The sequence below is a fragment of the Actinomadura livida genome (assembly GCF_014648675.1).
In the GTDB taxonomy this organism is placed as follows: domain Bacteria; phylum Actinomycetota; class Actinomycetes; order Streptosporangiales; family Streptosporangiaceae; genus Spirillospora; species Spirillospora livida.
This window is the reverse complement of record NZ_BMRO01000018.1, coordinates 37,188-60,582: the sequence shown is the minus strand read 5'-3', so window position 1 is coordinate 60,582 and position 23,395 is coordinate 37,188. Positions and strand designations below refer to the sequence as shown.

Sequence of the window (23,395 nt, the reverse complement as noted above, 5' to 3'; positions counted from 1 at the left end):
ACCCGATGATCACTCACATGGCTCAGTCACCGGAACCGAAGACGGGGCGGCTCGCCGCCGGTGTCACCAGCTCGTCGTCGTGGACGCCGGTGTTCTGGCAGGCGGTCAGAAGCCACTGGCCGTCTTCCTTGGCCATGACCCACAGTGGGCTGCCCACGTCCGGGCCGTCCGGCGTCCGGTACACCTGGCGCACCTTCACGGCGGCGACGTCGGGGCGGATGAACAAGATGTGCTCCAGCTCGAACGTGACGGTCATGCCCTGCATCCCGCCTGGGAGGACCTGGCGGGTGAACGCGGCTATCTCGTCCAGGCCGAAGAGCCGCTTGCCGCCCCCCGTCGTCCAGACGGCGTCGTGCCGGAACAGCGCGAGGAAGTCGTCGGGAAGCTCGTTGTTCTGGGAGTGCTCGACGGTCCGGATGACGTTCTCGATCGCTTGGACGTCCGCCGCGCGGTCCGCCGCAATGTCAGTGCTCATGGGACCACCGTGGAACATCAACCAAAGTCGAGGTCAAGCCCGGAAACGCCGACCGGCCTGGCGGCCCTTCGTCAGGCGGCCAGGGCGTCGCGGGCGGCCATCAGGGCGAAGCCAGGAGGTTCTGGCCCCGCCAGGCCGCGGGGTCCTCGGCGCGGGGGTCGTCGGCGGCGAGTCCGATGCCCCAGATGCGGTCGAGGGGGCTCGCCTCCACCAGGATCCGGGCGCGCGTGCCGAGGAGGTAGTCGCGCATGTCCTCGTGCTGCGCGAACTTGGCCTCGTTGCCCCGCGTGACAATTGCCAGCCGGTGCTCTTTCCACGTCCGTTCGTCGAAGTTCCGGACGCGGCGGCCGAGATCCTTCGCGCTTCGGGGATGCGGGGCGTCGAGGATGGCGGCGGCCGTTTCCCCGTCGCCGAAAAGGCGGGCCTTTTCCGCCATCATGTAGTGCTCCGCCGTGGCGTAGGTCACACCGTCCACGGTGAAGACGGAAGGCCACCACTGGCTCAGGTAGCCGGGTCCAGGGGTCTGGTGGCGCCAGAAGAACAGGAACTCCAGGTGCGCACCCTCGCCCTTGAGGCGGATCAGCTCGGCTACGTCCATACGGAAAGGCTGCCAGGAGGCGGAAGCGGCGGCGACCGAATTATCCCGTCCTGGAAAGGGGCGCGGCACGACGCGGTCTAGACCATTTTGCGAAAGCGGGCCGGTGGTCGGGAACATTTGCTTCGATCTGCCCGAACAGGAGGACGACGGCGAAGATGAGCACCCCTCTGGCGAACCCCCGCCGCACCAAGATCGTCGAGTGGCCCGAGCGGCGCCCGGCGGAGTCGGACACCGAGCGTCCGGTGGAGGCCGAGGTCAGGCAAGACGATCTCGCGGCGCGTTGACCGGCCGTTCTCGGCCGATAGATGGGAACCCGTCCGGATCTCCGGGCGGGTTCTTCGGTTCCGGGGGACGGGGAGGCGGCGCGCCCTGCGGCGTCCTGGACGGTGGGACGGCGGGCGCGCCGCGGGTCAGCGGGGCGGGGCCGTGCTGGCGCGCAGCACGACCTCGCCGTCGACGCGCTCGATGCGGCTGCGGCGGGCGCCGGAGGGCTCGCGCAGGGCGAGGCCCATCACGCTCTCGCCCATCGCGCCGAGCGGGAGCGCGACGGTGGTGAGGGGCGGGGTCAGGTCGCGGACGATCGGGATGTCGTCGAAGCCCGCGAGGGAGACGTCGTCCGGCACGGAGACGCCGTGGTCGCGGAAGGCGGCGAGCGCGCCGATCGCCATCACGTCGGTGACCGCGAACACGCAGGTCGGGCGGGTTCCGCGGCCGAGCAGCGCGGTCGCGGCCGCGTAGCCGCCGTCGCGGGTGAAGGCGGCCTCCACGATGTGCTCGGCGGGGACGTCGACGCCCGCCTCGGCGAGGGCGCCGGTGAAGCCGGCGAGGCGGTCGGACACGGTGGTGAGGGCGCGCGGGCCGGTCAGCACGCCGAAGTCGCGGTGGCCGAGGTCGAGCAGGGCGCGGGCGAGGGCGGCGGCGCCCTCCCGGTTCTGCGGCAGGACGGCGTCGACCTTGAGGCTGCGGTGCCGGCTGAGCACGGCGACGCGGCCGCCGGTGCGCTGGTACGGGTCGAGCTCGGCGGCCATCGAGCGCTCCCAGTCGCGGTCCTCGAAGCCGGAGCCGATCAGCAGGATCGCGCGGGCCCGCTGCGCGCGCAGCATCGCCACGTACTCGACCTCGCGGGCGGGGTCGCGGAACGTGCTGGCGAGCATCACGAGCATGCCGTGCTCGGCGGCGGTCCGCATGACGCCGCGGGCGACGCCGGCGAAGTAGGGGTCGCTGACGTCGTGGCAGATCACCCCGACGGACTTGCTGGACGCGCTGGCCAGCGCCTGTGCGTGCGCGTTCGGGGTGTAGCTGAGCAGCGACGCGGCCGCCAGCACCCGCTCGCGCAGGTCGGCGCGGACCTGCGAGGTGCCGTTCAGCACGCGGGACGCGGTGGCGAGCGACACGCCGGCCTCCCGCGCGACGTCCTGCAGCGTCACGTAGGCCCGGCCGGCGGCCCGGTGCTCCTCCGCCGCTTCGGTCATCCCCGCCCCCCTCGGCGCGCCGCGCGGCGGGTCCGGCTGAACAACCCTCTTGACCGCGCGGGCGGCGGTTCCTACGGTACATCAGAAAGCGCTTTCTGAACGCGCTTTCCCGGGCACCGGCGGGGTACGCGCGCGCCGCCGTCCCGGCACGCCGCGGCCCGGAGCCCTCCGGAGGCGCGACGCGGCGCGCTGACCAGGTGGAACACGACAGGTTGGGAAGGAACGGGATGGCACGCAGGTCCATCGGGATCGTGATGAACGGCGTCACCGGGCGGATGGGGTACCGCCAGCACCTCCTCCGCTCGATCCTCGCGATCAGGGAGCAGGGCGGGGTCCGCACGGACGGCGGCACCGTGCTGTGGCCCGAGCCCGTGCTCGTCGGGCGGAGCGAGGCCAAGCTGCGCGACCTCGCGGAACGGCACGGGCTGACGGCCTGGACGACCGACCTGGCCGAGGCGCTCGCGCGTCCGGAGACCGAGGTCTACTTCGACGCGCAGGTGACCGGCGCGCGGGCCGCCGCGATCCGCGCGGCGGTCGCGGCGGGCAAGCACGTCTACACCGAGAAGCCGCTGGCGGAGGACCTGGACGGCGCGCTGGCGCTGGCGCGGCTCGCGGACGAGGCGGGCGTGCAGCACGGCGTCGTCCAGGACAAGCTGTTCCTGCCGGGGCTGCTCAAGCTGAAGCGCCTGGTGGACGGCGGGTTCTTCGGCCGCGTCCTGTCCGTGCGCGGCGAGTTCGGCTACTGGGTGTTCGAGGGCGGGTGGCAGGAGGCGCAGCGCCCGAGCTGGAACTACCGGGCGGAGGACGGCGGCGGGATCATCCTCGACATGTTCTGCCACTGGCGGTACGTGCTGGACGGCGTGGTCGCGCCGGTGCGGTCCGTCCAGGTGCTGGGCGCGACGCACATCCCCGAGCGGGTCGACGAGGACGGCAAGCCGTACGCGGCCACCGCCGACGACGCCGCGTACGGGATCTTCGAGCTGGACGGCGGGATCGTCGCGCAGATCAACTCGTCGTGGGCGACCCGGGTGTTCCGCGACGAGCTGGTGGAGTTCCAGGTGGACGGGACGGAGGGCTCCGCGGTCGCGGGGCTGCGGCGCTGCCGCGTCCAGCACCGGGCGATGACGCCGAAGCCGGTGTGGAATCCCGATCTGCCCGCCACCGAGGACTTCCGGGCGCAGTGGCAGGAGATCCCCGACAACGCCGAGTTCGGCAACGGGTTCAAGACGCAGTGGGAGATGTTCCTCCGGCATGTGGCCGGCGAGGGCGACTTCCCGTGGGACTTCTACGCGGGGGCGCGCGGGGTGCAGCTCGCCGAGCTGGGGCTGCGGGCGTGGCGCGAGGGCCGCCGCCTGGAGGTCCCGGAGCTGGTCCGATGATCATCGAGCTTCCGGAGGCGGACGGTTCGGTCGTCCGGCACACGATGGGCGAGCCGCGCACCTACCCGCCGCCGCCCCGGCCGAGCACGTCCCGGGCTGCCTACGCGGCCGCGCACGTCGTGGCCGACCCGGCCGGCGACTCGCTCGACTGGGACGCGACGCTCGCGTTCCGCCGCCATCTCTGGTCGTACGGGCTGGGCGTCGCGGAGGCGATGGACACCGCGCAGCGCGGCATGGGCCTCGACTGGGCGGCGACCAGGGAGCTCATCATGCGGAGCGGTCGGGAAGCGCTTTCAGTCGGTGGCCGGATCGTCTGCGGCGCCGGCACGGACCAGCTGCCCCCGGGGCCGGCCTCGCCGAAGGAGATCGCCGCCGCCTACGAGGAGCAGCTCGCGGTGGTCGAGTCGGCCGGCGCCGTCCCGGTGCTGATGGCGAGCCGCCACCTCGCCGCCGTCGCGCAGGGCCCGGACGACTACGCGTTCGTCTACGGGCGACTGCTGTCGCAGGTCAGCCGCCCCGTGGTGCTGCACTGGCTGGGGCCGATGTTCGACCCGGCCCTGCGGGGCTACTGGGGTTCGCCCGACCTGGACGCGGCCGCCGGCGCGCTGCTCGCGCTGATCGCCGAGCACGCGCCCCGGGTCGACGGGGTGAAGATCTCCCTGCTGGACGCCGACCGCGAGATCGCCTTCCGCCGCCGCCTGCCGCCCGGTGTCCGGCTCTACACGGGCGACGACTTCCACTACCCGGAACTGATCCTGGGGGACGCCGCGGGGCACAGCGACGCGCTGCTCGGCGTCTTCGACCCGATCGCACCCGCCGCCGCGGCGGCCCTGCATGCGCTCGATGCCGGGGACACCGCATCCTACCAGGAGATATTCGCACCCACGGTGCCGCTCGCCCGCCACCTGTTCGAGTCCCCGACCTTCTTCTACAAGACCGGTGTGGTGTTCCTGGCCTGGCTGACCGGCCACCAGCGGCATTTCCGCATGGTCGGGGGGCTGGAGAACGCGCGCTCCGTCCCGCACATGGCGCGTCTCTTCCGGCTCGCCGACGCGGCCGGTCTCTTCCCCGACCCCGGCCTCGCCGCGCACCGGATGCGCGCCTGGCTGACCGTCCAAGGAGCCGCCCGATGAGGTTCAGCCTCAACCAGTGGACGACCCGCACCTGGCGCCTGCCCGACCTGGCCATCGGCTGCGCGGCCGAAGGGGTCACAGGCGTCGGCCTGTGGCGGGAGCCGGTCGCCGACCACGGCCTGGCCCGCACCGGCAAGCTCATGCGCGACCACGGCCTGGCGGTCACGTCCCTGTGCCGGGGCGGCTTCTTCCAGGAGCGGGACGCCCTGGCCGACAACCGCCGCGCCATCGAGGAGGCCGCCGCGCTGGGCGCGCCCGTCCTGTGCCTGGTCGCCGGCGGCCTGCCGGACGGGTCCCGCGACCTCGACGGCGCCCGCTCCCGCGTCGCCGAGCTGATCGCCGAACTCGCCCCCTACGCCGGCGAGCACGGCGTGCGCCTCGCGATCGAACCGCTCCACCCGATGTACTGCTCCGACCGCTGCGTGGTGTCCACCCTGCGCCAGGCCCTGGACATCGCGGCGCCGCACCCGCCGTCCCAGGTCGGGGTCGTGGTCGACACCTACCACCTGTGGTGGGACCCGGACGTCTGGGAGGGCATAGCCCGCGCGGGCGTCACGGGCCGCCTCGCGCTGTTCCAGGTCGCCGACTGGGTGACCCCGCTCCCCGAGGGCGTGCTCACCGGGCGCGGCATGCTCGGCGACGGCCGGATCGACCTGCGCCGCTTCCGCGCGGCCGTGGACGCCGCCGGCTACACCGGCCCGATCGAGGTGGAGATCTTCAACGAGGAGCTGTGGGCGATGCCCGGCCCGTCCGCCCTGGAACTCACCCTGTCGCGCTTCGCCCAGCACGTCCTCTAGCCGACGAAGCGCTAGGTTCCTTGCTCGTGGAGCCGATCGATCTGACGCCCGTCGAGCGCCGCGTGTGGCGGGCGTTCCCCACCGGAACGCCGGTCGACCTCCGGAACGGCACTGATGACGACCCTGCGAGCGGGCATGCCTGGCCCGCGCGCCGCACGGTGCGCGCGTGGGTCCTGCGCAAGCTGCTGCTGAGCCCGCCGGTGGACGGCGAGGTCGCGGCGCTGCGCCTGGTGGGGGCCCGCATCACCGGGACGCTGGAGCTGCACTACGCGACGGTCGAGCATCCGGTGTCGCTGCGGGGGTGCCACTTCGAAGCGACGCCCGTCCTGTACGGGGCGCGCGTCCGGCAGCTGAACCTCAGCGAGTCCTACCTGCCGGGGCTGGACGCGGCGACGCTGCGCGTGGACGGGGTGCTGCGCCTCACCGGCTGCCGCGTGCCGGGGCAGATCCGGCTCGGCGGGGCGCGGTTGTCCGGCGTCCTCTTCCTGGAGCGGGCGCGGCTCGGGACGGAGGGCGGGCAGGAGGAGGAGGTCCTGCACCTCAACCACTCCGTCCTGGAGGACGACGTCTGGGCCCCGGAGCTGGAGGCGCTCGGCGAAGTCCGGATGAACGGGGCGTCGGTGGCCGGGGTGGTGAACCTGAAGGGCGCCGTCCTGCGCAACCCCGGCGGGCTGGTCTTCGACGGCGCGAACCTCTCCGTCGGCTCCGACCTGATCGCGACGCGGGCGCGGTTCGAGGGCGAGGTCAACGTGCGCGGCGCGACGATCCCGGGCCTGCTCGTCTTCACGCAGGCGCGGCTGTCGGCCCCGGACGGCTGCGCGCTGCGGACGACGAGCGCCGCCATCGGGGAGGTCTGGCTGCGGGAGGGGCGGGTCGACGGGACGGTGAACATGCTCCGCGGGCGCTTCGGCCTCCTCCACGTCCCGCCCGGCGCGATCGACGGCGAGGTGTGGCTGGACGGCCTGACCTACGGTTCGCTGACGCCGCGGCTCCCGGCGAAGGTGCGGATCGCGATGCTGGAGCGGGACGCGGAGGGGTACGTCCCGCACGCCTACGAGCAGCTCGCCGCCGCGTACCGGCAGGCCGGGGACGACAGGGCGGCGCGCAACGTCCTGCTCGCCAAGCAGCGGCGGCACCGCGCGACGCGCCCCGGGTACGCGCGCCTGTGGGGCTACCTCCAGGACGTGACGGTCGGGTACGGCTTCCGGCCGGTGTGGGCCGCGGCGTGGCTCGCGGGCCTGCTCCTCGCCGGCACGACGGTGTTCGGGGCGCGGCATCCGGAGCCGCTGAAGGCCGGCGAGCAGCCCCCGTTCAACGCGCTCTTCTACACGCTCGACCTGCTGCTGCCCATCATCGACTTCGGGCAGGAGAAGGCGTTCAAGCCGGTCGGCGGGTACCAGTGGCTCGCCTACGCGCTGATCCTCACCGGCTGGGTGCTCGCGACGACGATCGCGGCCGGGATCACCCGGACGCTCCGCCGGCAGTGACGCCGCGGAGGCGGGCGGCCGCGGCCTCGGGCGGGACGTCGTTGATCCAGGCCGCCATGCCCGACTCCGACCCCGCCAGGTACTTGATCTTGCCGGGGGCGCGGCGGACCGAGAACAGCTCCAGGTGCAGGCGGACGAGGTCGCGGCCCTCACCGGCGGGTGCCTGGTGCCAGCCTGCGACGTACGGGAGCGGGTCGCCGTACAGGGTGTCGCAGCGGCGGAGGAGGTCGCGGTAGAGGACGGCCAGCTCGTCGCGTTCGCCGTCGTCCAGCGCGGCGAGGTCGGGGACGTGGCGGTGCGGCATCAGGTGCACCTCGACGGGCCAGCGGGCGGCGGCGGGCACGTAGGCCGTCCAGTGCTCACCGGCGGCGACGACCCGGGGGCCCGCGCGCTCGGCCGCCAGGACCTCGCCGAACAGGTCGCGGCCGGCGGCCATCGCGAGCATGCGCTCCGTCCGGGGCGTGACGAACGGGTAGGCGTAGATCTGCCCGTGCGGATGGTGCAGGGTCACGCCGATCTCGACGCCGCGGTTCTCGAACACGAAGACCTGCCGCACGCCGGGGATCGCGGACAGCTCGGCGGTGCGGTCGGCCCAAGCGTCGACGACGGTGCGGACGCGCGAGACCGGCAGCAGCGCCATCGACGCTGCGTGGTCGTCGGTGAAGCACACGACCTCGCAGCGCCCTTTGCCGCGGGCCCGCGGCACGCCGCCCGGCACTCCGTCGACCACGGGCGGGACCGGCGGCGTGCGGACGTCGAACGAGGGGAAGCGGTTCTCGAACACCGCGACCTCGTAGGACGCGTCGGGGACCTCGGAGGCGGGGCCGCCCGGGCACAGCGGGCACTGGTCGGCGGGCGGCAGGAACGTCCGCGCGTTGCGGTGCGCGGTGATGGTGACGTGATCGCCGGTCAGCGGGTCGCGGCGGACCTCGCAGACCGGCTCGACGGGCGGCAGCCCGCGCGGGTCGGGGACGGGCACCCGCCCCGGCGCCTCGTCGTAGTAGACGATCTCGCGGCCGTCCGACAGCCGCGCCCGTGTCCTGTGCATCGCGGCCAGAGCCTACAGCGACGCCGCGATCTTCCGGTGCGCCGCGAGGGGGCCGCGGCGGCGGGAATCGGCGGCCGTGAAGCGGGGTTCTCCGCGATATGGGCGACTACGGCAGGACACTCGAATTCGGCTACTTCCTCGTTCCCGACGCCGACGACCCGCTGCTGGAGCTGGCCCGCACGGCCGACCGGGCGGGACTCGACCTGATCGGCGTGCAGGACCACCCCTACCAGCGCCGCTACGTCGACACCTGGACGCTGCTCAGCATGATCGCGGCCGTGACCGAGCGGGTCCGGGTGTTCCCGGACGTCGCGAACCTGCCGCTGCGCCCGCCGGCGGTGCTGGCCAAGGCCGCCGCGAGCCTGGACGTGCTGAGCGGCGGCCGCGCCGAGCTGGGCCTCGGCGCGGGCGGCTTCTGGGACGCGGTGCACGCGTTCGGCGGGCCGCGCAAGTCCCGCCGGGAGGCCGCCGACGCGCTGGAGGAGGCCGTCACCGTCATCCGGGAGGTGTGGAGCGGCGATCGGAACCTGCGCTTCGACGGCGACCACTACCACCTCAAGGGCGCCAAGTCCGGCCCCGTCCCGGCGCACCGGATGGAGCTGTGGCTCGGCGTCGGCGGACCGCGCGGCCTGGCGCTGGCGGGCCGGTCCGCCGACGGCTGGCTCCCGTCGTCGGCCTGGGCCGCCCCGGACCGGCTTCCGGAGATGCACGCCCGCATCGACGACGCCGCCGCGGCGGCCGGGCGCGCCCCCGCGGACGTCCGCAGGCTCTACAACGTCAACGGGACGATCACCGACGGCGCGTCGGAGGGCTTCCTGCGCGGGCCCGCGTCCCAGTGGGCGGACGAGCTGACCGACCTCGCCGTGGGTTCCGGCATGGACACGTTCATCCTCTGGCCGGAAGGCGACCAGGAGACGCAGATCAAGCGGTTCGCCGAGGAGATCGCCCCGGCCGTCCGCGCCCAGGTGGCCCAGGAGCGCGGCCAGTAAGCGGCGTGGGCCGGGCCCCTCAGGGCCAGCGGTATTCGGCGTTCTCGGTGGGGACGTGGTGGGGCAGGTAGCACTTGGTCGTCACGTGCTCGTCCTTGCAGTCGAGGCACAGGTAGGTGCGGTGACCGCGCAGACCGCGCCCCCGCCCGTCGCAGGGCGGGCAGACGCACGGCGACCACCCGACGATGACCCGCCCCGCGGACAACCGATGCCCCGCAGGACACATGAACGGGACATGCTCACGAACCTCCACACCCCCACCCTACTCGAACATACTATCGAAGCCTCCCGCACCTCCTAGCAAAGATGCCTCCAGACGCAGCCGCCCCTTGGCGCAAGCGCCTCCTGAACAGGCGCCTCCCCGAGCGCGTGCCTGCCGGGGCGCGAGCCTGCCGGGGCGCGAGCCTGCCGGGGCGCGAGCCTGCCGGGGCGCGGCGCTGCTAGTGGTTGCGGTGGGTTATCAGGTGGGCGAGGGCTCGGAGTTCGGTGGCGGTGGTGGGGTGGAGGCCGGCGGCGGCGAGGTCGGCCTCGGCGGTGGTGAGGAGGGTGGCGGCGCGGGTGGCGGCCCAGGCGCGGCCGCCGGCGGTGTCGACGAGGGCGGCGGCGCGGGACGCGTCGTCACCGGTGAGGTCGCCGTCGCGGAAGTACAGCTCGGCCAGCTCGGCACCGGCGGGGGTGCCCGAGGTGAGGGCGGCGACGACCGGCAGGGACTTCTTCCGGCTGTGCAGGTCGGAGTGGACGGGTTTGCCGGTGGTCCCGGGGTCGCCCCAGATGCCGAGCAGGTCGTCCACGAGCTGGAACGCCAGGCCGAGCCGTTCGCCGAAGGCGCGGAGGCGGGCGGCCTGCCCGGTGGTGCCGCCGCCGTAGGCGGCGCCGAGCGCGCACGCGGCGCCGAGCAGCGCGCCGGTCTTGCGGCCCGCCATGGCCGCGCATTCGTCGAGCGTCACGTCGGAGCGCTCCTCGAACGCCAGGTCGGCGCTCTGCCCGGCGACCAGGTCGCGGACGGCCTGGGCGAGGGTGCGGACGGCGCGCGGGATCAGCGGGGACGGCTCGTCGGCGAGGACCTCGAAGGCGGCGGCGAGCAGCGCGTCCCCGGCCAGGATCGCGGGGTTGGCGCCGTAGACGGTCCACGCGGTGGGCCGGTGCCTGCGGGTGAGGTCGCCGTCCATGACGTCGTCGTGCAGGAGCGAGAAGTTGTGCGCCAGCTCGACCGCCACGGCGGCGGGGAGCGCGGCGGAGGCGGTCCCGCCGACCGCCTCCGCCGCGAGCAGGGTCAGCGCGGGACGGATCGCCTTGCCGCCACCGCCGGCGGCCGGCAGGCCCCGCTCGTCGCGCCAGCCGAAGTGGAACGCGGCGATGTCGCGCACCGCGCCCGGCATGCGCTCGACCGCGTCCCGCAGCGCGGGGTCGAGCAGGCGGCGGCTCCAGCCGAGGACCTCGGCCGCCGTGCGGGCGCGGCCCGTCCGGGGATCGTCCGGCTCCGGCCCCCGGCCGTCGTCCGGACATGGGTCGTGGTCCGGACCCCGGTCACTCGTGTCCGGGCGGTGGTCGCAGCGGAGCACGGCCGGGTCGTCTCCCCAGACGGGCATGTCGTCCCCTTTCCCTAGCGGGCGATCTCGACGTTCTCCAGGACGCCGAGCGCGTCCGGCACCAGCACGGCGGCGGAGTAGTACGCGCTGACCAGGTAGGTCAGCAGCGCCCGCTCGTCGACGCCGGTGAACCGGACCGACAGCCCCGGGCGGATCTCGCCGGGGATGCCGGTGCGGTGCAGGCCGATGACGCCCTGGTCGTCCTCGCCGGTGCGCAGCACGAGGATCGAACTCGTCCCGGACGGGCTGACCGGGATCTTGTCGCAGGGGTAGATCGGGACCCCGCGCCATGCCTGCACCCGCTGCTCGGACCCCCCGGGCCCGTCCACCGGCAGGGTGGACGGGTACACCCCGCGGCGGGTGCACTCCCGGCCGAACGCGGCGATCGTCCTCGGATGGGCGAGGAAGAACCGCGACTTGCGGCGCCGCGCCAGCAACTCGTCCAGGTCGTCGGGGGTCGGCGGGCCCCCGCGGGTCTGGATGCGCTGCCGCAGGTCGGCGTTGTGCAGGAGCCCGAATTCGCGGTTGTTGACGAGTTCGTGCTCCTGGCGTTCGCGCACGGCCTCGACGGTGAGCCGCAGCTGCTGCTCGACCTGGTCCATCGGCCCGTTGTAGAGGTCGGCGACGCGGGAGTGGACGCGCAGGAGCGTCTGGGTGACGCTCAGCTCGTACTCGCGCGGCGACGCCTCGTAGTCGACGAACGTGCCGGGCAGGACGTGCTCGCCCTCGTGGCCGGAGGCGAGGTCGATCGCCGCCTCGCCGTGCCCGGTCTGCGGCGGGGCGGGGGCGTCCCGGTACGCGTCCAGATGGGCGCGCAGCGCGTCGTACCTGCCGGTCAGCTCCTCGATCGCCTCCCGGGAGAGCGTGAGGACGGTGGTCGGGGTCAGCGCGCGGAACGTGCAGGGCCATTCCTCGGCGGTGCCGAGGAGGACCCGGTCGCCGAAGAACCGCCCGTCGGCGAGGATGCCGGTCTCGGCCTCGCCGCCGTACTCCCCCGGGGTCCGCAACGCGACCTTGCCGTGCGCGATGAGGTGGACGGCGTCGGCGGGGCGGCCCGCCGCCGCGATGGTGTCGCCGGGGCCGTACTCGCGCTGCTCGAACCGCCCGGCGAGCACGTCGAGGACGTCCTCGCCGGCCAGCCCGCGCAACGGCGGCAGCTCGGCCAGTTCCGGCGGGACCACGCGGACCGCGGCGCCGTCGTTGACGAACGTCACCAGGCCGTCGCCGAGCCGGTAGGTGAGCCGCCGGTTCACCCGGTAGGTCCCGGCGTCCGCCCGCACCCACGGCAGCTGCCGCAGCAGCCACCGCGGGCTGACGCCCTGCATCTGCGGGACGGACTTGGTCGTCGTCGCGAGGTTGCGGGCGGCGCGCGTGCCGAGCGCGTGCCGCCCGCCCCGAGCCTCCTGCGGCGGTGTCACTCGCCGGCACCGCCGTGGGCGACCTCGACGGACTCCAGCATCCCGAGCGCGTCGGGGACCAGGACGGCGGCCGAGTAGTAGGCGCTGACGAGGTAGGAGATGAGGGCCTTCTCGTCGATGCCCATGAAGCGGACGGACAGGCCGGGCTGGTACTCGTCCGGCAGCCCGACCTGGTGCAGGCCGACCACTCCCTGCGCCTGCTCGCCGGTGCGCATCAGCAGGATCGAGCTGGTCTTCGTCTTGCTGACCGGGATCTTGTTGCACGGGAAGATCGGCACGCCGCGCCAGGCCGGGATCCGGTTGCCGCCGACGTCGATGGCGTCGGGGTAGATGCCGCGCGCGCTGCACTCGCGGCCGAAGGCGGCGATGGCCTTCGGGTGGGCGAGGAAGAACGCCGGGTCCTTCCAGACGAGGGTGAGCAGGTCGTCCATGTCGTCGGGGGTGGGCGGGCCGCCGCGGGTGTGGATGCGCTGCGACAGGTCGGCGTTGTGCAGCAGCCCGAAGTCGCGGTTGTTGACCAGCTCGTTCTCCTGGCGCTCGCGCAGCGCCTCGATGGTCAGCCTGAGCTGCTGCTCGACCTGGTCCATCGGCTCGTTGTAGAGGTCGGCGACGCGGCTGTGCACGCGCAGGACGGTCTGCGCGACGCTCAGCTCGTACTCGCGCGGCGACGCCTCGTAGTCGACGAACGTGCCGGGCAGGACGTGCTCGCCCTCGTGCCCGGCCGCGAGGTCGATAGCGGCCTCGCCGTACTCGTTGTGCTCCTGCGGGGGGCTCGACCGGTACACGTCCAGGTGCGCCTGCAGGGAGGCGGACTGGCCGAGCGTCTCCTGGAAGTCGGTGTCGCTCATGCTGAGGATCGTGCAGGCGGTGACGGCCTTGACCGTGTAATCCCATTCCTCCCGGTCCTCGCCCTCCTCGGTGCCGAGCAGGGCCTGCTCGCCGAAGAAGTCGCCGTTGGCGAGCGTGCCGAGCACGGCCTCCGCGCCGAACTCGCCGGCGCCGATCCGGCTGAGCTTGCCGTGCGCGACGAGGATCACCCGGTCGACGGGGCGGCCGCGCTCCACGACGACGTCGCCGGGCTCGTACTCCTGCTGGGTGAACCGCCCGGCGATGGCGTCGAGCGTGAGGTCGTCGTCGTAGCCGCGCAGCGGCGGCAGCTCGCCCAGCTCGCGCGGGATGACCCGCACGTCGGCGCCGGTGGTCACGAACGTCACCCGGCCGTCCCCGAGCGTGTAGGTGAGCCGCCGGTTGACGCGGTAGGCGCCGCCGGCCGCCTGGACCCAGGGCAGCAGTTTCAGCAGCCAGCGCGAGCTGATGCCCTGCATCTGGGGGACGGACTTCGTCGTCGTCGCGAGATTCCGTGCCGCCGCCGTGCCAAGGCTCATCTGCTGCTGGTGTTCCTGCTGTTCGGTCACGTGCACACCACCGATTCGTAGCCGTCGTGTCAGGAGGGGCCGGAGTCCGGCCAACAGGGAAGCTACAGACGGTAATCGACTGATCGCAACGGGGTATGCAGCACCTCTTCTTGACCATGGAGCCACACAAGTCGCACCTGTCCGCGACGTCCCGCGGGGCCCGGCGGCGGGCCGGCGTCTACCTCGTCCCGGAACCCACCGGTTTGGGAACGAGTTCGGCCCCGGCCTCGTCGATCGGCACCCCGGCCGTCTCGCGGAGCTTGCGGATCGGGTACAGCGCCACCGCGGCCGCGAAGCCGCTCAGAAACTCTCGATCAGCGGGGCGGTCACGCCCGCCGGTAGTTCTTCGCGGCCTCTTCGACGAGGCTGTCCGGCAGTTCGGTGAGGACGGTGGTGCGCTGCATGTCTTCGTCGCCCGGCGCCTCGCCGTCCCTTTCACCGTCTTCGCCCTGTTCGGCGTCTTCGGCGGCGGGGGCCGGCACGTCGCCGCCCGGCTCGTCCGCGAGCTCTTCGGGCAGCTCGTCGGTGGTCTGCGGGTCGCCGTCCAGCAGCTCGTCCAGGGAGACGGTGCGCTGGGCGGCCTCGTCCGCCGCGGGCGGCCCGTCCAGGAGCAGGTCGTCCTCCGGGATGGACATGAGGGCCTGTGTCTCCTGCGCCTCCCGGGTGATCACACCGCTGGCGAGGACGGTGTTGCGGTGCCGCAGCGCGCCGTTCTCGCGGAGCAGGTTGTCGACCTCGGCGCGGGCCCGGCGCACGCGGCGGCTCGACCGCACGTGCACGGTGAAGCCGCCGAGGGCGAGGCCCAGCAGGAAAGAGGCGGCCGGGATGCCCACCGAGGACGGGACGAGCAGCGCCACCAGGGCGACGACGACCAGCGCGGTGACCGCCCCGAGCGCGACGGAATGCTGCTCCATCCAGTCCAGGACGGTGTTGACGCGCTTCGGGATCCGCACTCCGTTTCTCCTCTGCTCGGCTCAGAACGAAGACAACAACGATCAGGCCGGGGCGCGGTGTTCCACCACCGTGACGAGCTGCTGTTTCAGGGACGCCGCCGGCCTGCTCCGGCCGGGACGGCTCCGGGCTCGCGTCGTCCGCGCCGCCCCGCCTCCCCTGGTTCACTGACCGGCGGGAGGCGTTCGAAACACTAACAGCACGTGACATCCGCCTCCCCGCGCCGCTCCGCGGCGCGAGCGGGATGCAAGTGCCTCCGGCGCCGAATATCGTCCATGGATATGAGCGAACATTTTGACGTCGTGGTCCTGGGCGCGGGCCCGGGTGGATATGTCGCCGCGATCCGGTCGGCACAGCTCGGGCTGAAGACCGCGATCGTCGAGGAGAGGTACTGGGGCGGCGTCTGCCTCAACGTCGGCTGCATCCCCTCGAAGGCGCTGCTGCGCAACGCCGAGCTGGCGCACATCTTCACCCAGGAGCAGAAGACCTTCGGCATCAACGTCGAGGGGCGGGTCTCGTTCGACTACGGCGTCGCCTACCAGCGCAGCCGCCAGGTGTCGGAGAAGCTCGTCAAGGGCGTCCAGTTCCTGATGAAGAAGAACAAGATCACGTCCTACGAGGGGCGGGGCGCGTTCACCGACCCGAACACGCTGCAGGTCGACCGGTCGGACGGCTCCAGCGAGACCGTCACCTTCGACAACTGCATCATCGCGGCCGGGGCGCACACCAAGCTGCTGCCGGGCACGTCGCTGTCCGAGCGGGTCGTCACCTACGAGGAGCAGATCCTCAGCTCCGAGCTGCCCGAGAGCATCGTCATCGCGGGCGCGGGCGCGATCGGCGTCGAGTTCGCCTACGTGCTGCACAACTACGGGGTGAAGGTCACGATCGTCGAGTTCCTCGACCGGATGGTCCCGAACGAGGACGCCGACGTGTCGAAGGAGCTCGCCAAGCGGTACCGCAAGCTCGGCGTGGACGTGCTGACCTCCACCCGCGTGGACGCCATCGACGACTCGGGCGACAAGGTGAAGGTCACCGTCACCGGCAAGGACGGCGCCCAGCAGGTCATCGAGACCGACAAGGTGCTGCAGGCGATCGGCTTCCAGCCGAACGTGGAGGGCTACGGACTGGACAAGACCGGCGTGCGGCTCACCGAGCGCGGCGCCATCGACGTGGACGGCCGCTGCCGCACGTCCGTCCCGCACATCTACGCCATCGGCGACGTGACCGCGAAGCTCATGCTCGCGCACGCCGCCGAGGCGATGGGCATCGTCGCGGCGGAGACCATCGGGGACGCCGAGACGATGGAGCTCGACTACGTGATGATCCCCCGCGCCACGTACTGCCAGCCGCAGGTCGCGAGCTTCGGCTGGACGGAGGCGCAGGCGAAGGAGCAGGGCTTCGACGTCAAGACCGCCAAGTTCCCCTACAGCGCGAACGGCAAGGCGCTCGGGATGGGCGAGGGCGACGGCTTCGTCAAGGTGGTCAGCGACGCGAAGTACGGCGAGATCCTCGGCGCCCACATGATCGGCCCGGAGGTCACCGAGCTGCTGCCCGAGCTGACCCTGGCGCAGCAGTGGGACCTGACCGTCCACGAGGTGGCCCGCAACGTCCACGCCCACCCGACCCTGGGCGAGGCCATCAAGGAGTCCGTGCACGGCCTCGCCGGCCACATGATCAACCTCTGACCCGCGCCCGGGCGTGCTCGCGTATGCGGGCGCGCCCGACGCCGTCCACCCGGCGGCCGGTCAGGAGGCGCTGCTCGTGGAGGCCGGGGCCGGGCGGGTCAGGCGGCTCAAGAGGCGCTGTCCCTGGCGGGTGCTGATGCCGAGGCGGCGTCCCAGCTCGGTGCCGGTGATGTCGGGTTCCGCGTCGATGATGGCCAGGGCGCGGGCCTCGTTGTCGGTGGCGACGCTGCGCGGGGGCTGCCGTCGCGCGGGCTTGCGCTGCGGGGCCTTGCGCGGCGGCGGGGCCTTGTCCGGCTTCGGTGCGGTGAGCTCGGTGACGCGGGCGAGGGCCTCGTCGAGCATGACGCCGTCCGAGAGCATCCAGACGACGTCCGCGGGCGCCTTGGTCCGCCACTTGCGGCCGTAGTGCTCGCTCAGCAGCGCCAGGGCGTGCCTGCGGCGCTGCTCGGCCGTCAGGGCCCGCGGGTAGGAGGTGATCTGCCACAGGACCATGCGGCGCCACAGCCGGAACGTGGACCAGGGGGCGAGGAGCCAGCGGGCGACCGGGATGCCCTCGCGGACGGTCCCGGCGGCGATGCCCGCACGGCGCCGGATGGCGTGCCGGACGGCCTCGATGAACGTGATGAACAGGATCGGCATCGCGGCGTGCATCACCATGCCGGTCGCGTCGCCGTGGGCGGCCGACACGTTCAGCCAGACGGTCGCGCCGGTGAAGGCGAACGCCATCCAGCGCAGGGCCGGCATGGGCATGGCCAGCCATTCCAGCAGCAGCGCCACCGACACCAGGGCGAGGATGCCCAGGTCGACCCCGGCGGGGACGATCCACGCCTGGCCGCCGAACCACGGCTCGGCGACGTCGCGGACGGAGGCGAACGAGCCGTAGCCGCCCAGGCCGGCGAGCCCGGCGAAGAACAGCCCGCCGGTCGCGGCCAGCACCTTCTGCGCCCGGGTCAGCGGCGCGGCCGCCGGCGGCGGCGTGCGCACCTCGTCCATCGGCGTTCCTCCCCGCCACGGGTTCTAGATCACCCAGTGACGGTAGCGCGCCGGGACCGCCCGTCCGGACGAAAGTGCAGGAACCGCCCAAACACCCAGGTCGTCAGCGCAGCGGGCTGAACGGCGCCAGCTCCGGCGGGCGCTCGCCGGTGACGATCTGCTCGGCGAGGAGGCGTCCCGTGGCGGGGCCGAGGGTGATGCCCCACATGCCGTGGCCGCCCGCGGCGAAGACGTGCGGCGACCGGGTCGCGCCGATCAGCGGCAGGCCGTCCCGGGTGCAGGGGCGCGACCCGACCCACTCGTCCTGCCGGGCGGCCAGGTCCGCGCCGCGCAGCAGCGGGCGGACGGCCTCGACGATCGCCCTGATCCGGCGCGGGTCCAGCGGCGCCTCGGGCCGGCGGAACTCCATCATCCCGGCGACGCGCAGCCGGTCGCCGAGCGGCGTGCAGGCCACCCGCTGGGACGGGAAGTACACCGGGCCGTCCGGGACGCGGTCCACCGGCACGCTGAAGCTGTAGCCGCGGCCCGCCTGGACGAGGGCGCGGACGCCGAACCGACGGGCCAGCCCGTTCAGCCACACGCCGCTCGCGATGACGACGGCGTCGAACGGCTCGTAGTCGCTGCCCGCGGTGCGGACGGCGGCGCCGCCGGACTCGTCGCGGACGTCGCGGACGGCCTCCCCCGGCCGGATCTTGCCGCCGCGGTCGCGGACCGAGTCGGCGAGCGCGTGCACGAACCGCCCGGGGTCCACGAAGCGCTGGCCGCGCAGCACGATCGCCGCGCCGATCTCGCCGGACAGCGCGGGCTCCAGCGCGCGTGCCTCGTCCCCGCCGAGGACGTCGTACTCCAGCTTCTGGCCCGCGGCGCGGATGTGCTCGATCTCCTCCTGGAGGACGCGGCGCTCCTCGGCCGTGCGGTACGCGGCGAGGAAGGACCCGGCCTCGCGGGTCTCCGCCTTCACCCCGCCCTCGACGAGCGCGTCGAAGCTCGGCAGCGCGCGGCCGTTGATCGGCACCAGCGACTCCATCGCGCGCCGCCACTTGGCGGCGGTGCTGTTCGCGGCGAAGCCCGCAAGGAACCTGAGCAGCCGCGGGCTGGCGCTCGGCGGCACGTAGACCGGCGACGACGGGCTGAGGACCGCCCGGACGCCGTAGGAGAGGACGGCCGGCTCGGGCAGCGGCGTCGCGAGACCGGGGGTCAGCCATCCGGCGTTGCCCCAGGACGCGCCGGCCGCCACGTCGTCCCTGTCGAATACGGTGACGTCGGCGCCGTGCTCCTGCAGGAACCAGGCCGTGGACAGACCGACCATGCCGGCACCCACGACCGCGACGCGGCGCGGACCCGTGTCGAGAGCCATGCCCTTTCATCTCCTCGTGTTCGGGGTTCACCTCGATGGTCGCCCGGGATGTGACCGGCGTCTCTGTCCTGTTCGGCCAACAAGGGCGGGCCGCATAGTGTGAAGAGCACAAACCTCGGGCGAGGGGGCGTGATGATCAGCTTGACCGATCTCGTCGATTCCCTGGGGCCGGGACTGCTGCGGATGGTCGAGGACGGGCACGGCTCGCAGCTGGACGACTCGCAGGTGCACGACGTCGTCCTGGCCGAGCCGGGCGAGGCGGCCGGGCAGCCGGGCGAGATCGTCCTCGGCGTCGGCGTGGCCGGCCCGGCGGACGCGGTGGCGCTCCTCGAACGGGCCGACGCCGCGGGCGCGGACGGTGTCGTCCTGAAGGCCCCGCTCGCCGACGACCCCGCGGTCGTCGCCGCCGCCCGCTCGCTGCGGCCCGCCCTCGTCGAGCTCCAGCCGGACACCTCGTGGACGCACGTCGTCTGGCTCGTGCGCGGCGCGATCGACCGCGCCTACGCGCCGCTCCCCGGGCCGGTCGGCGCGCAGGACGTCCACAACGACCTGTACGCGCTCGCCGACGCCGCCGCCGAGATCGCCGACGCCCCGGTGACCGTCGAGGACGCCCGCTCCCGGGTCCTGGCCTACTCCGGGCGCCAGGACAGCACCGACCCCGCCCGCGTCTCCACGATCGTCGGCCGCCGGGTCCCGCCGCAGGTCATCGCCCATCTCCGCGCCTCCGGCGTGTTCCGCAGGCTGGCGCAGTCGAGCGATCCGGTCTTCGTCCCCGAGAGCCCCGACGGGATGCTGCCGCGCCTCGTCGTCCCGGTCCGGGCCGGGGGCGAGTGGCTCGGCTCGATCTGGGTGGTGGCGCGGACGCCGATCCCGCCCGGCCGCGTGCAGCGGCTCACCGAACTCGCGTCCGTCCTCGCCCTGCACCTGCTGCGCCTGCGCGCCGAGGCCGGCGTCGCCCGCCGCGTGTCGGCCGACCAACTACGCACCGCGCTCCGCGACGGCACCCACGTCACCGCACCCGCACCGCCCTGGCGCGTGGTCACCCTCGGCACCACCGACGAGACCGAGGACATCCGGCAACGCCTCGACCTCTGGGAGGCGATCACCCAGCGCTTCGGCTGGCACCGCCCCCTCCTCACCGACGCCGACGGCACGCTCTTCGCCGTGCTGACCGCGCGCCCTCCCCGCGAGGACGACCCCGGCTCGATGCCCTGGCTACGCCACGTCCTGACCCGCGTCCGCAACCACGACGCCACCCTGTACGCGGCGGCGGGCGGCCCCGCGCACTCCCGCGCCGAACTTCCCCGCTCTCGGGCCGAGGCCGCCGAACTGGACACCCTCGTCGCATCCGGCAGCCTCACCCCCGGACTGGTCCTCCTGGAGGACGCCTGGGACGCGATCATCGTCGAGCGCGCCAAAAAGGCGGTCCGACCCGGCCTGCTCGGCGGCCCGCTCCCCGCCCTGAAAGCACACGACGAGACCCACGGCACGGCATTCCTCCCGACGCTCGCCGCCTGGCTCGACCACTACGGCGACCCCAAGGGCACCGCGCAGGCCTTGGCCATCCACCCCAACACCCTCCGCTACCGCCTCCGCAGGATGTCCGAGGTGGCCCCGGTGGACCTCTCGTCCTCCCGAACCCGCCTAGCCCTGCGATTGCAACTGATCACCCTCGGCCGCAACGGCCCGGTGCGGGAATGAACTTCCCGCACCGTCGCCCTACGATGCCATTGCTTTACGGGCCGTCGATAAATGGTCGCCTGACATCTGCAAAACGGCGCGTTAGGCCCTGTATGACCTGATACGGCCACGTCGCCACCATTGCACCGAAAAGGCTCCCAGGCCATGATCAATCTCAAGCGATCATGACCTCCATCCGTCGATGAATCCTGTGCCGGGGCCGGAAGGTTGGCGGCAGGTGAGTCGACACATGCCGGTCCTCGTTGTTCTGCCCGGATTACGGTGAGCGGCATGCCGCGGGCTGGAAGGTGGGAGCCCGAAAAATGGGTCGACGTTTCCTGAGTCACCTTCTCTCGGTTGTACTGCTGATGTCGCTCAGCGTTATCAGTGGCCCCGGGCGGGCGGAGGCCGAATCGCCGGCGGCAGACCGCAGGCCCGTACTCACGCCCCAGCAGCAGAGGCGGGCACCAGCGGCCCAGGAGGCGGGAGGGCAATACCATGACGTGCGCCAACGCGTTCTGAGCAATGTGCCGGTCGCCGCCAGCGCGACGCAGACGATCAAGGTAACCGGGGTGGGCGCGGTGCCGGCCGGCGGGGTGTCGATGGTGGCGGTCAACGTGGTCGCGAAAGGCGCCGACGCCGACGGGGGGCTCATCGTCTACCCGTCCGACCTTTCCTCGCCACCGGCGGTGACCGGCAGCAGGTATTACGCGAGGACGTTCACCGACCATGTGCTGATGACCAAGGTCGGTGCGGACGGCCAGGTCAAACTCAGGAACACGGGTTCCACCACGGCGAATGTCTATGTGGACATCCACGGCTACATCACTGGGGCGGCGACGGCGACCGGTGCGGGATACGTTCCGCTGGATACGTCGCGGATCGTCAGCAACCTGAACGTGGCCGCGAACTCCAGCGCGTCGTTCTCGGCGGTCGGTGCGGGGGCCGTTCCCGCCGATGGGGTATCGCAGGTCGCGATGACGCTCACCGTCAGAAGCGTCGGCTCGGGCCAGGCCATTGTGCATCCGTCGGGGACCGCCGTGCCCACCGGCTCCAATATCAACTACCGTCCATCAGATTTCCTGTCCAATCTGGCGATCGTCGCGCCGGGCGAGGACGGCAAGATCACCATTACCAACCGGGGTGCGTCGAATCTCCGCGTGTACGCGGACGTGGCCGGGTACTTCGCCGCCGCGCCGGAGGCCGATGTCGCCGCATCGTCCCAGGTCCCGGTCAATCCCGCGAGGATCGTCAATGAGGTGACGGTCGCCTCGGGAGCCACCTATGAGGTGGCGCCGCTGGGCAAGGGCGGAGTGCCAGCGAGCGGAGTGTCGGGGGTCGGAGTCACTCTGACGTCCAGGGCCTCCGCGGTCGGTCTCCTGCGCGTCTATCCGACCGGTCAGACCAGCATTCCCTCCGGTGGGTCGGTCGCTTACCAGACCGGCGTGCCCTGGGCCAACTTCGTACCGGTGAAACTCGGCTCGGACGGCACGTTCACGGTGAAGAACATGGGCAGTGCCGCAGTCACCCTCTCCGTGGACGCCTTCGCCTACTTCAAACCTCCCTCCAGGCCGAGCGCGCCGGGGGGCGCCACCGCGACGGCCAGCGACGGGACCGCGAGCGTGTCCTGGCAGCGACCGGTGGACGACGGCGGCTCGCCGATCATCGAGTACACGGTGACCGCGAGTCCGGGCGGCGCGTCGGTCACCGTCGACGCCCCGTCGCTCCAGGCGAACGTGACCGGGTTGACCAACGGCACGGCCTACAGCTTCACCGTCACGGCCAGAAACGCCGTCGGGGCCTCCGCCCCCTCGGCCCCGTCGCAACCGGTGACCCCCCGCGGCAGCGCGGAGAAACCCTCGCCGCCGACCGGTATCACCGCCGCCCCGCAGGACGGCGCGGCGGTGGTGGCCTGGCAGAAGCCGCCCGAAGGCAGCTCACCGATCACCTCCTACACCGTGCTGGCGTCTCCGGGCGGAGCCGCGGCGATCGTGCGGGCTCCGCAACTCGAAGCCACCGTCACCGGGTTGGACAACGGCACGGCGTACACCTTCACCGTCACCGCGACCAGTGCCGTGGGTACATCCGACCCTTCGGAGCCGTCTGAGGCCGTGGTGGCGGGACGCGCACCGCAACCGCCCACCAACCTGATCGCCTCGGCCTCCGACGGCACGGCCACCGTCACGTGGACCCCGCCCCTCGACCCCGGCACCAGCCCGATCACCGGCTATACGGTCCTGGAGACCGGGACCCGCGAGACCGTCACCGTGCACGGGCAGGAGACGGCCACCTTCGCGGGCCTGACGAACGGAACTTCCTACAGTTTCCAAGTCAAAGCGACCAACGCCACCGGGACCTCGAAGTACTCGACCTCGTCCAGCCCGGTCATCCCGCGCGAACCGAAACCGCCCGGCCAGCCGTTCATCACGACCACCCACGGCCGCGACGGTGAGGTCGAGCTCTCCTGGAGTCCGCCGCCGACCGGCGCGGCAGGCGTCGACCGCTACCGCGTACGGGTCGAGCCCGGCGGTCGGACCCAGGAGACGGCGGCCGGCGTCACCACCGCCGTGGTCAAGGACCTGGCCAACGGAACCGGCTACACGTTCACGGTCACGGCGATCAACGGCAACGGGGATGGACAGCCGTCGATCCTGGCGCGGGCCACACCGAAGGCGGGAAGGGTACCGCTCGGACCGACCCTGCTCGAAGCCGCCCCGCGGGACGGCCGTATCGACCTGCGCTGGCTCCCCACCCGCGACGGCGGCTCCCCGGTCACCGGCTACAAGGCGACGGCCGAACCCGGTGGAGCATCGGTCACGGTCGCCGGCGACGCCACGACCGCCGCCCTGACCGGGCTGACCAACGGAACCGCCTACACCGTGGAACTGACCGCGGTGAACGGCACGGGAACCAGCGGCGTCACCGTCCG

Annotated in this window: 20 protein-coding genes; 9 read left to right on the top strand and 11 right to left on the bottom strand. The window is 72.8% G+C overall.

All coding sequences use genetic code 11. The features are described 5' to 3' along the window. Positions 1-22: 22 nt before the first annotated feature. Both IEZ03_RS32175 and ybiA read right to left on the bottom strand, forming a co-directional pair. A complete protein-coding gene (locus tag IEZ03_RS32175; RefSeq protein ID WP_221480871.1) occupies positions 23-475 on the bottom strand; it encodes an SgcJ/EcaC family oxidoreductase in 453 nt (150 codons plus the stop codon). A 100-nt stretch (positions 476-575) separates the two neighbouring features. Further along, positions 576-1,073: a riboflavin biosynthesis intermediates N-glycosidase gene (ybiA, locus tag IEZ03_RS32170; protein ID WP_221480872.1), complete on the bottom strand. Its 498-nt coding sequence runs from the start codon at positions 1,071-1,073 to the stop codon at positions 576-578. 155 nt (positions 1,074-1,228) lie between these two features. Between ybiA and IEZ03_RS38660 the strand changes: the two genes are divergently transcribed. Next, a complete protein-coding gene (locus tag IEZ03_RS38660) occupies positions 1,229-1,357 on the top strand; it encodes a hypothetical protein (protein WP_268248580.1) in 129 nt (42 codons plus the stop codon). Positions 1,358-1,483: 126 nt separating this feature from the next. On the opposite strand, the gene IEZ03_RS32165 is transcribed toward IEZ03_RS38660, so the two are convergent. After that, on the bottom strand, positions 1,484-2,545 hold the full coding sequence (locus IEZ03_RS32165) for a LacI family DNA-binding transcriptional regulator (protein ID WP_221480873.1): 1,062 nt from the start codon (positions 2,543-2,545) through the stop codon (positions 1,484-1,486). Between the two features lie 227 nt (positions 2,546-2,772). On the opposite strand from IEZ03_RS32165, the gene IEZ03_RS32160 reads away from it, so the two are divergent. The 4 genes from IEZ03_RS32160 to IEZ03_RS32145 are packed head-to-tail and all read left to right on the top strand — an operon-like array spanning position 2,773 to position 7,341. After that, the gene (locus IEZ03_RS32160) at positions 2,773-3,924 is read left to right on the top strand and encodes a Gfo/Idh/MocA family protein (RefSeq protein ID WP_184887916.1); all 1,152 of its coding nucleotides are present in this window, start codon (positions 2,773-2,775) and stop codon (positions 3,922-3,924) included. Continuing rightward, entirely contained in the window at positions 3,921-5,057 is a 1,137-nt protein-coding gene (locus IEZ03_RS32155) for a dihydrodipicolinate synthase family protein (RefSeq protein WP_184887918.1), read from the top strand. Before IEZ03_RS32160 ends, IEZ03_RS32155 begins: the two co-directional genes overlap by 4 nt. Then, the gene (locus IEZ03_RS32150; RefSeq protein WP_184887920.1) at positions 5,054-5,854 is read left to right on the top strand and encodes a sugar phosphate isomerase/epimerase family protein; all 801 of its coding nucleotides are present in this window, start codon (positions 5,054-5,056) and stop codon (positions 5,852-5,854) included. The genes IEZ03_RS32155 and IEZ03_RS32150 overlap by 4 nt, the downstream gene beginning before the upstream one ends. 26 nt (positions 5,855-5,880) lie before the next feature. Further along, positions 5,881-7,341 carry a membrane-associated oxidoreductase gene (locus IEZ03_RS32145; protein WP_184887922.1) on the top strand — a complete coding sequence of 487 codons (1,461 nt, stop codon included), beginning with the start codon at positions 5,881-5,883 and terminating at the stop codon, positions 7,339-7,341. Here the strand turns inward: IEZ03_RS32145 and galT are convergent. Next, positions 7,316-8,389: a galactose-1-phosphate uridylyltransferase gene (gene galT, locus IEZ03_RS32140; protein WP_184887924.1), complete on the bottom strand. Its 1,074-nt coding sequence runs from the start codon at positions 8,387-8,389 to the stop codon at positions 7,316-7,318. The two genes, IEZ03_RS32145 and galT, sit on opposite strands and share 26 nt — an antisense overlap. A 98-nt stretch (positions 8,390-8,487) precedes the next feature. On the opposite strand from galT, the gene IEZ03_RS32135 reads away from it, so the two are divergent. Further along, positions 8,488-9,378 carry an LLM class flavin-dependent oxidoreductase gene (locus tag IEZ03_RS32135; protein ID WP_184887926.1) on the top strand — a complete coding sequence of 297 codons (891 nt, stop codon included), beginning with the start codon at positions 8,488-8,490 and terminating at the stop codon, positions 9,376-9,378. A gap of 19 nt (positions 9,379-9,397) precedes the next feature. On the opposite strand, the gene IEZ03_RS32130 is transcribed toward IEZ03_RS32135, so the two are convergent. The 5 genes from IEZ03_RS32130 to IEZ03_RS32110 all read right to left on the bottom strand — a co-directional run bounded on the left by IEZ03_RS32130 (position 9,398) and on the right by IEZ03_RS32110 (position 14,753). Next, positions 9,398-9,583 carry a hypothetical protein gene (locus IEZ03_RS32130; protein WP_132052313.1) on the bottom strand — a complete coding sequence of 62 codons (186 nt, stop codon included), beginning with the start codon at positions 9,581-9,583 and terminating at the stop codon, positions 9,398-9,400. Between the two features lie 235 nt (positions 9,584-9,818). Next, positions 9,819-10,967: a family 2 encapsulin nanocompartment cargo protein polyprenyl transferase gene (locus IEZ03_RS32125; protein ID WP_184887928.1), complete on the bottom strand. Its 1,149-nt coding sequence runs from the start codon at positions 10,965-10,967 to the stop codon at positions 9,819-9,821. Positions 10,968-10,981: 14 nt separating this feature from the next. After that, positions 10,982-12,385 (bottom strand): family 2B encapsulin nanocompartment shell protein, encoded by a 1,404-nt coding sequence (locus IEZ03_RS32120; RefSeq protein WP_229808712.1) that lies wholly within the window; start codon positions 12,383-12,385, stop codon positions 10,982-10,984. Beyond that, positions 12,382-13,770, bottom strand: a complete 1,389-nt coding sequence (locus IEZ03_RS32115) for a family 2B encapsulin nanocompartment shell protein (RefSeq protein ID WP_184890868.1) — start codon at positions 13,768-13,770, stop codon at positions 12,382-12,384. Before IEZ03_RS32115 ends, IEZ03_RS32120 begins: the two co-directional genes overlap by 4 nt. A gap of 356 nt (positions 13,771-14,126) precedes the next feature. Further along, positions 14,127-14,753, bottom strand: a complete 627-nt coding sequence (locus tag IEZ03_RS32110; protein ID WP_184887930.1) for a hypothetical protein — start codon at positions 14,751-14,753, stop codon at positions 14,127-14,129. 279 nt (positions 14,754-15,032) lie between these two features. Here IEZ03_RS32110 and lpdA point away from each other — a divergent pair, with 279 nt between their 5' ends. Further along, positions 15,033-16,436 (top strand): dihydrolipoyl dehydrogenase, encoded by a 1,404-nt coding sequence (gene lpdA, locus IEZ03_RS32105; RefSeq protein ID WP_184887932.1) that lies wholly within the window; start codon positions 15,033-15,035, stop codon positions 16,434-16,436. Between the two features lie 60 nt (positions 16,437-16,496). On the opposite strand, the gene IEZ03_RS32100 is transcribed toward lpdA, so the two are convergent. Then, complete coding sequence (locus IEZ03_RS32100; protein ID WP_184887934.1) at positions 16,497-17,429, bottom strand: DUF2637 domain-containing protein; 933 nt, start codon at positions 17,427-17,429, stop codon at positions 16,497-16,499. A gap of 103 nt (positions 17,430-17,532) precedes the next feature. Beyond that, the gene (locus tag IEZ03_RS32095) at positions 17,533-18,786 is read right to left on the bottom strand and encodes an NAD(P)/FAD-dependent oxidoreductase (RefSeq protein WP_184887936.1); all 1,254 of its coding nucleotides are present in this window, start codon (positions 18,784-18,786) and stop codon (positions 17,533-17,535) included. Between the two features lie 132 nt (positions 18,787-18,918). Here IEZ03_RS32095 and IEZ03_RS32090 point away from each other — a divergent pair, with 132 nt between their 5' ends. Both IEZ03_RS32090 and IEZ03_RS32085 read left to right on the top strand, forming a co-directional pair. Then, complete coding sequence (locus IEZ03_RS32090; protein ID WP_184887938.1) at positions 18,919-20,487, top strand: PucR family transcriptional regulator; 1,569 nt, start codon at positions 18,919-18,921, stop codon at positions 20,485-20,487. A 482-nt stretch (positions 20,488-20,969) separates the two neighbouring features. Next, positions 20,970-23,395 (top strand): fibronectin type III domain-containing protein (locus IEZ03_RS32085; protein WP_194506016.1); only part of this gene is annotated, 2,426 nt, incomplete at its 3' end.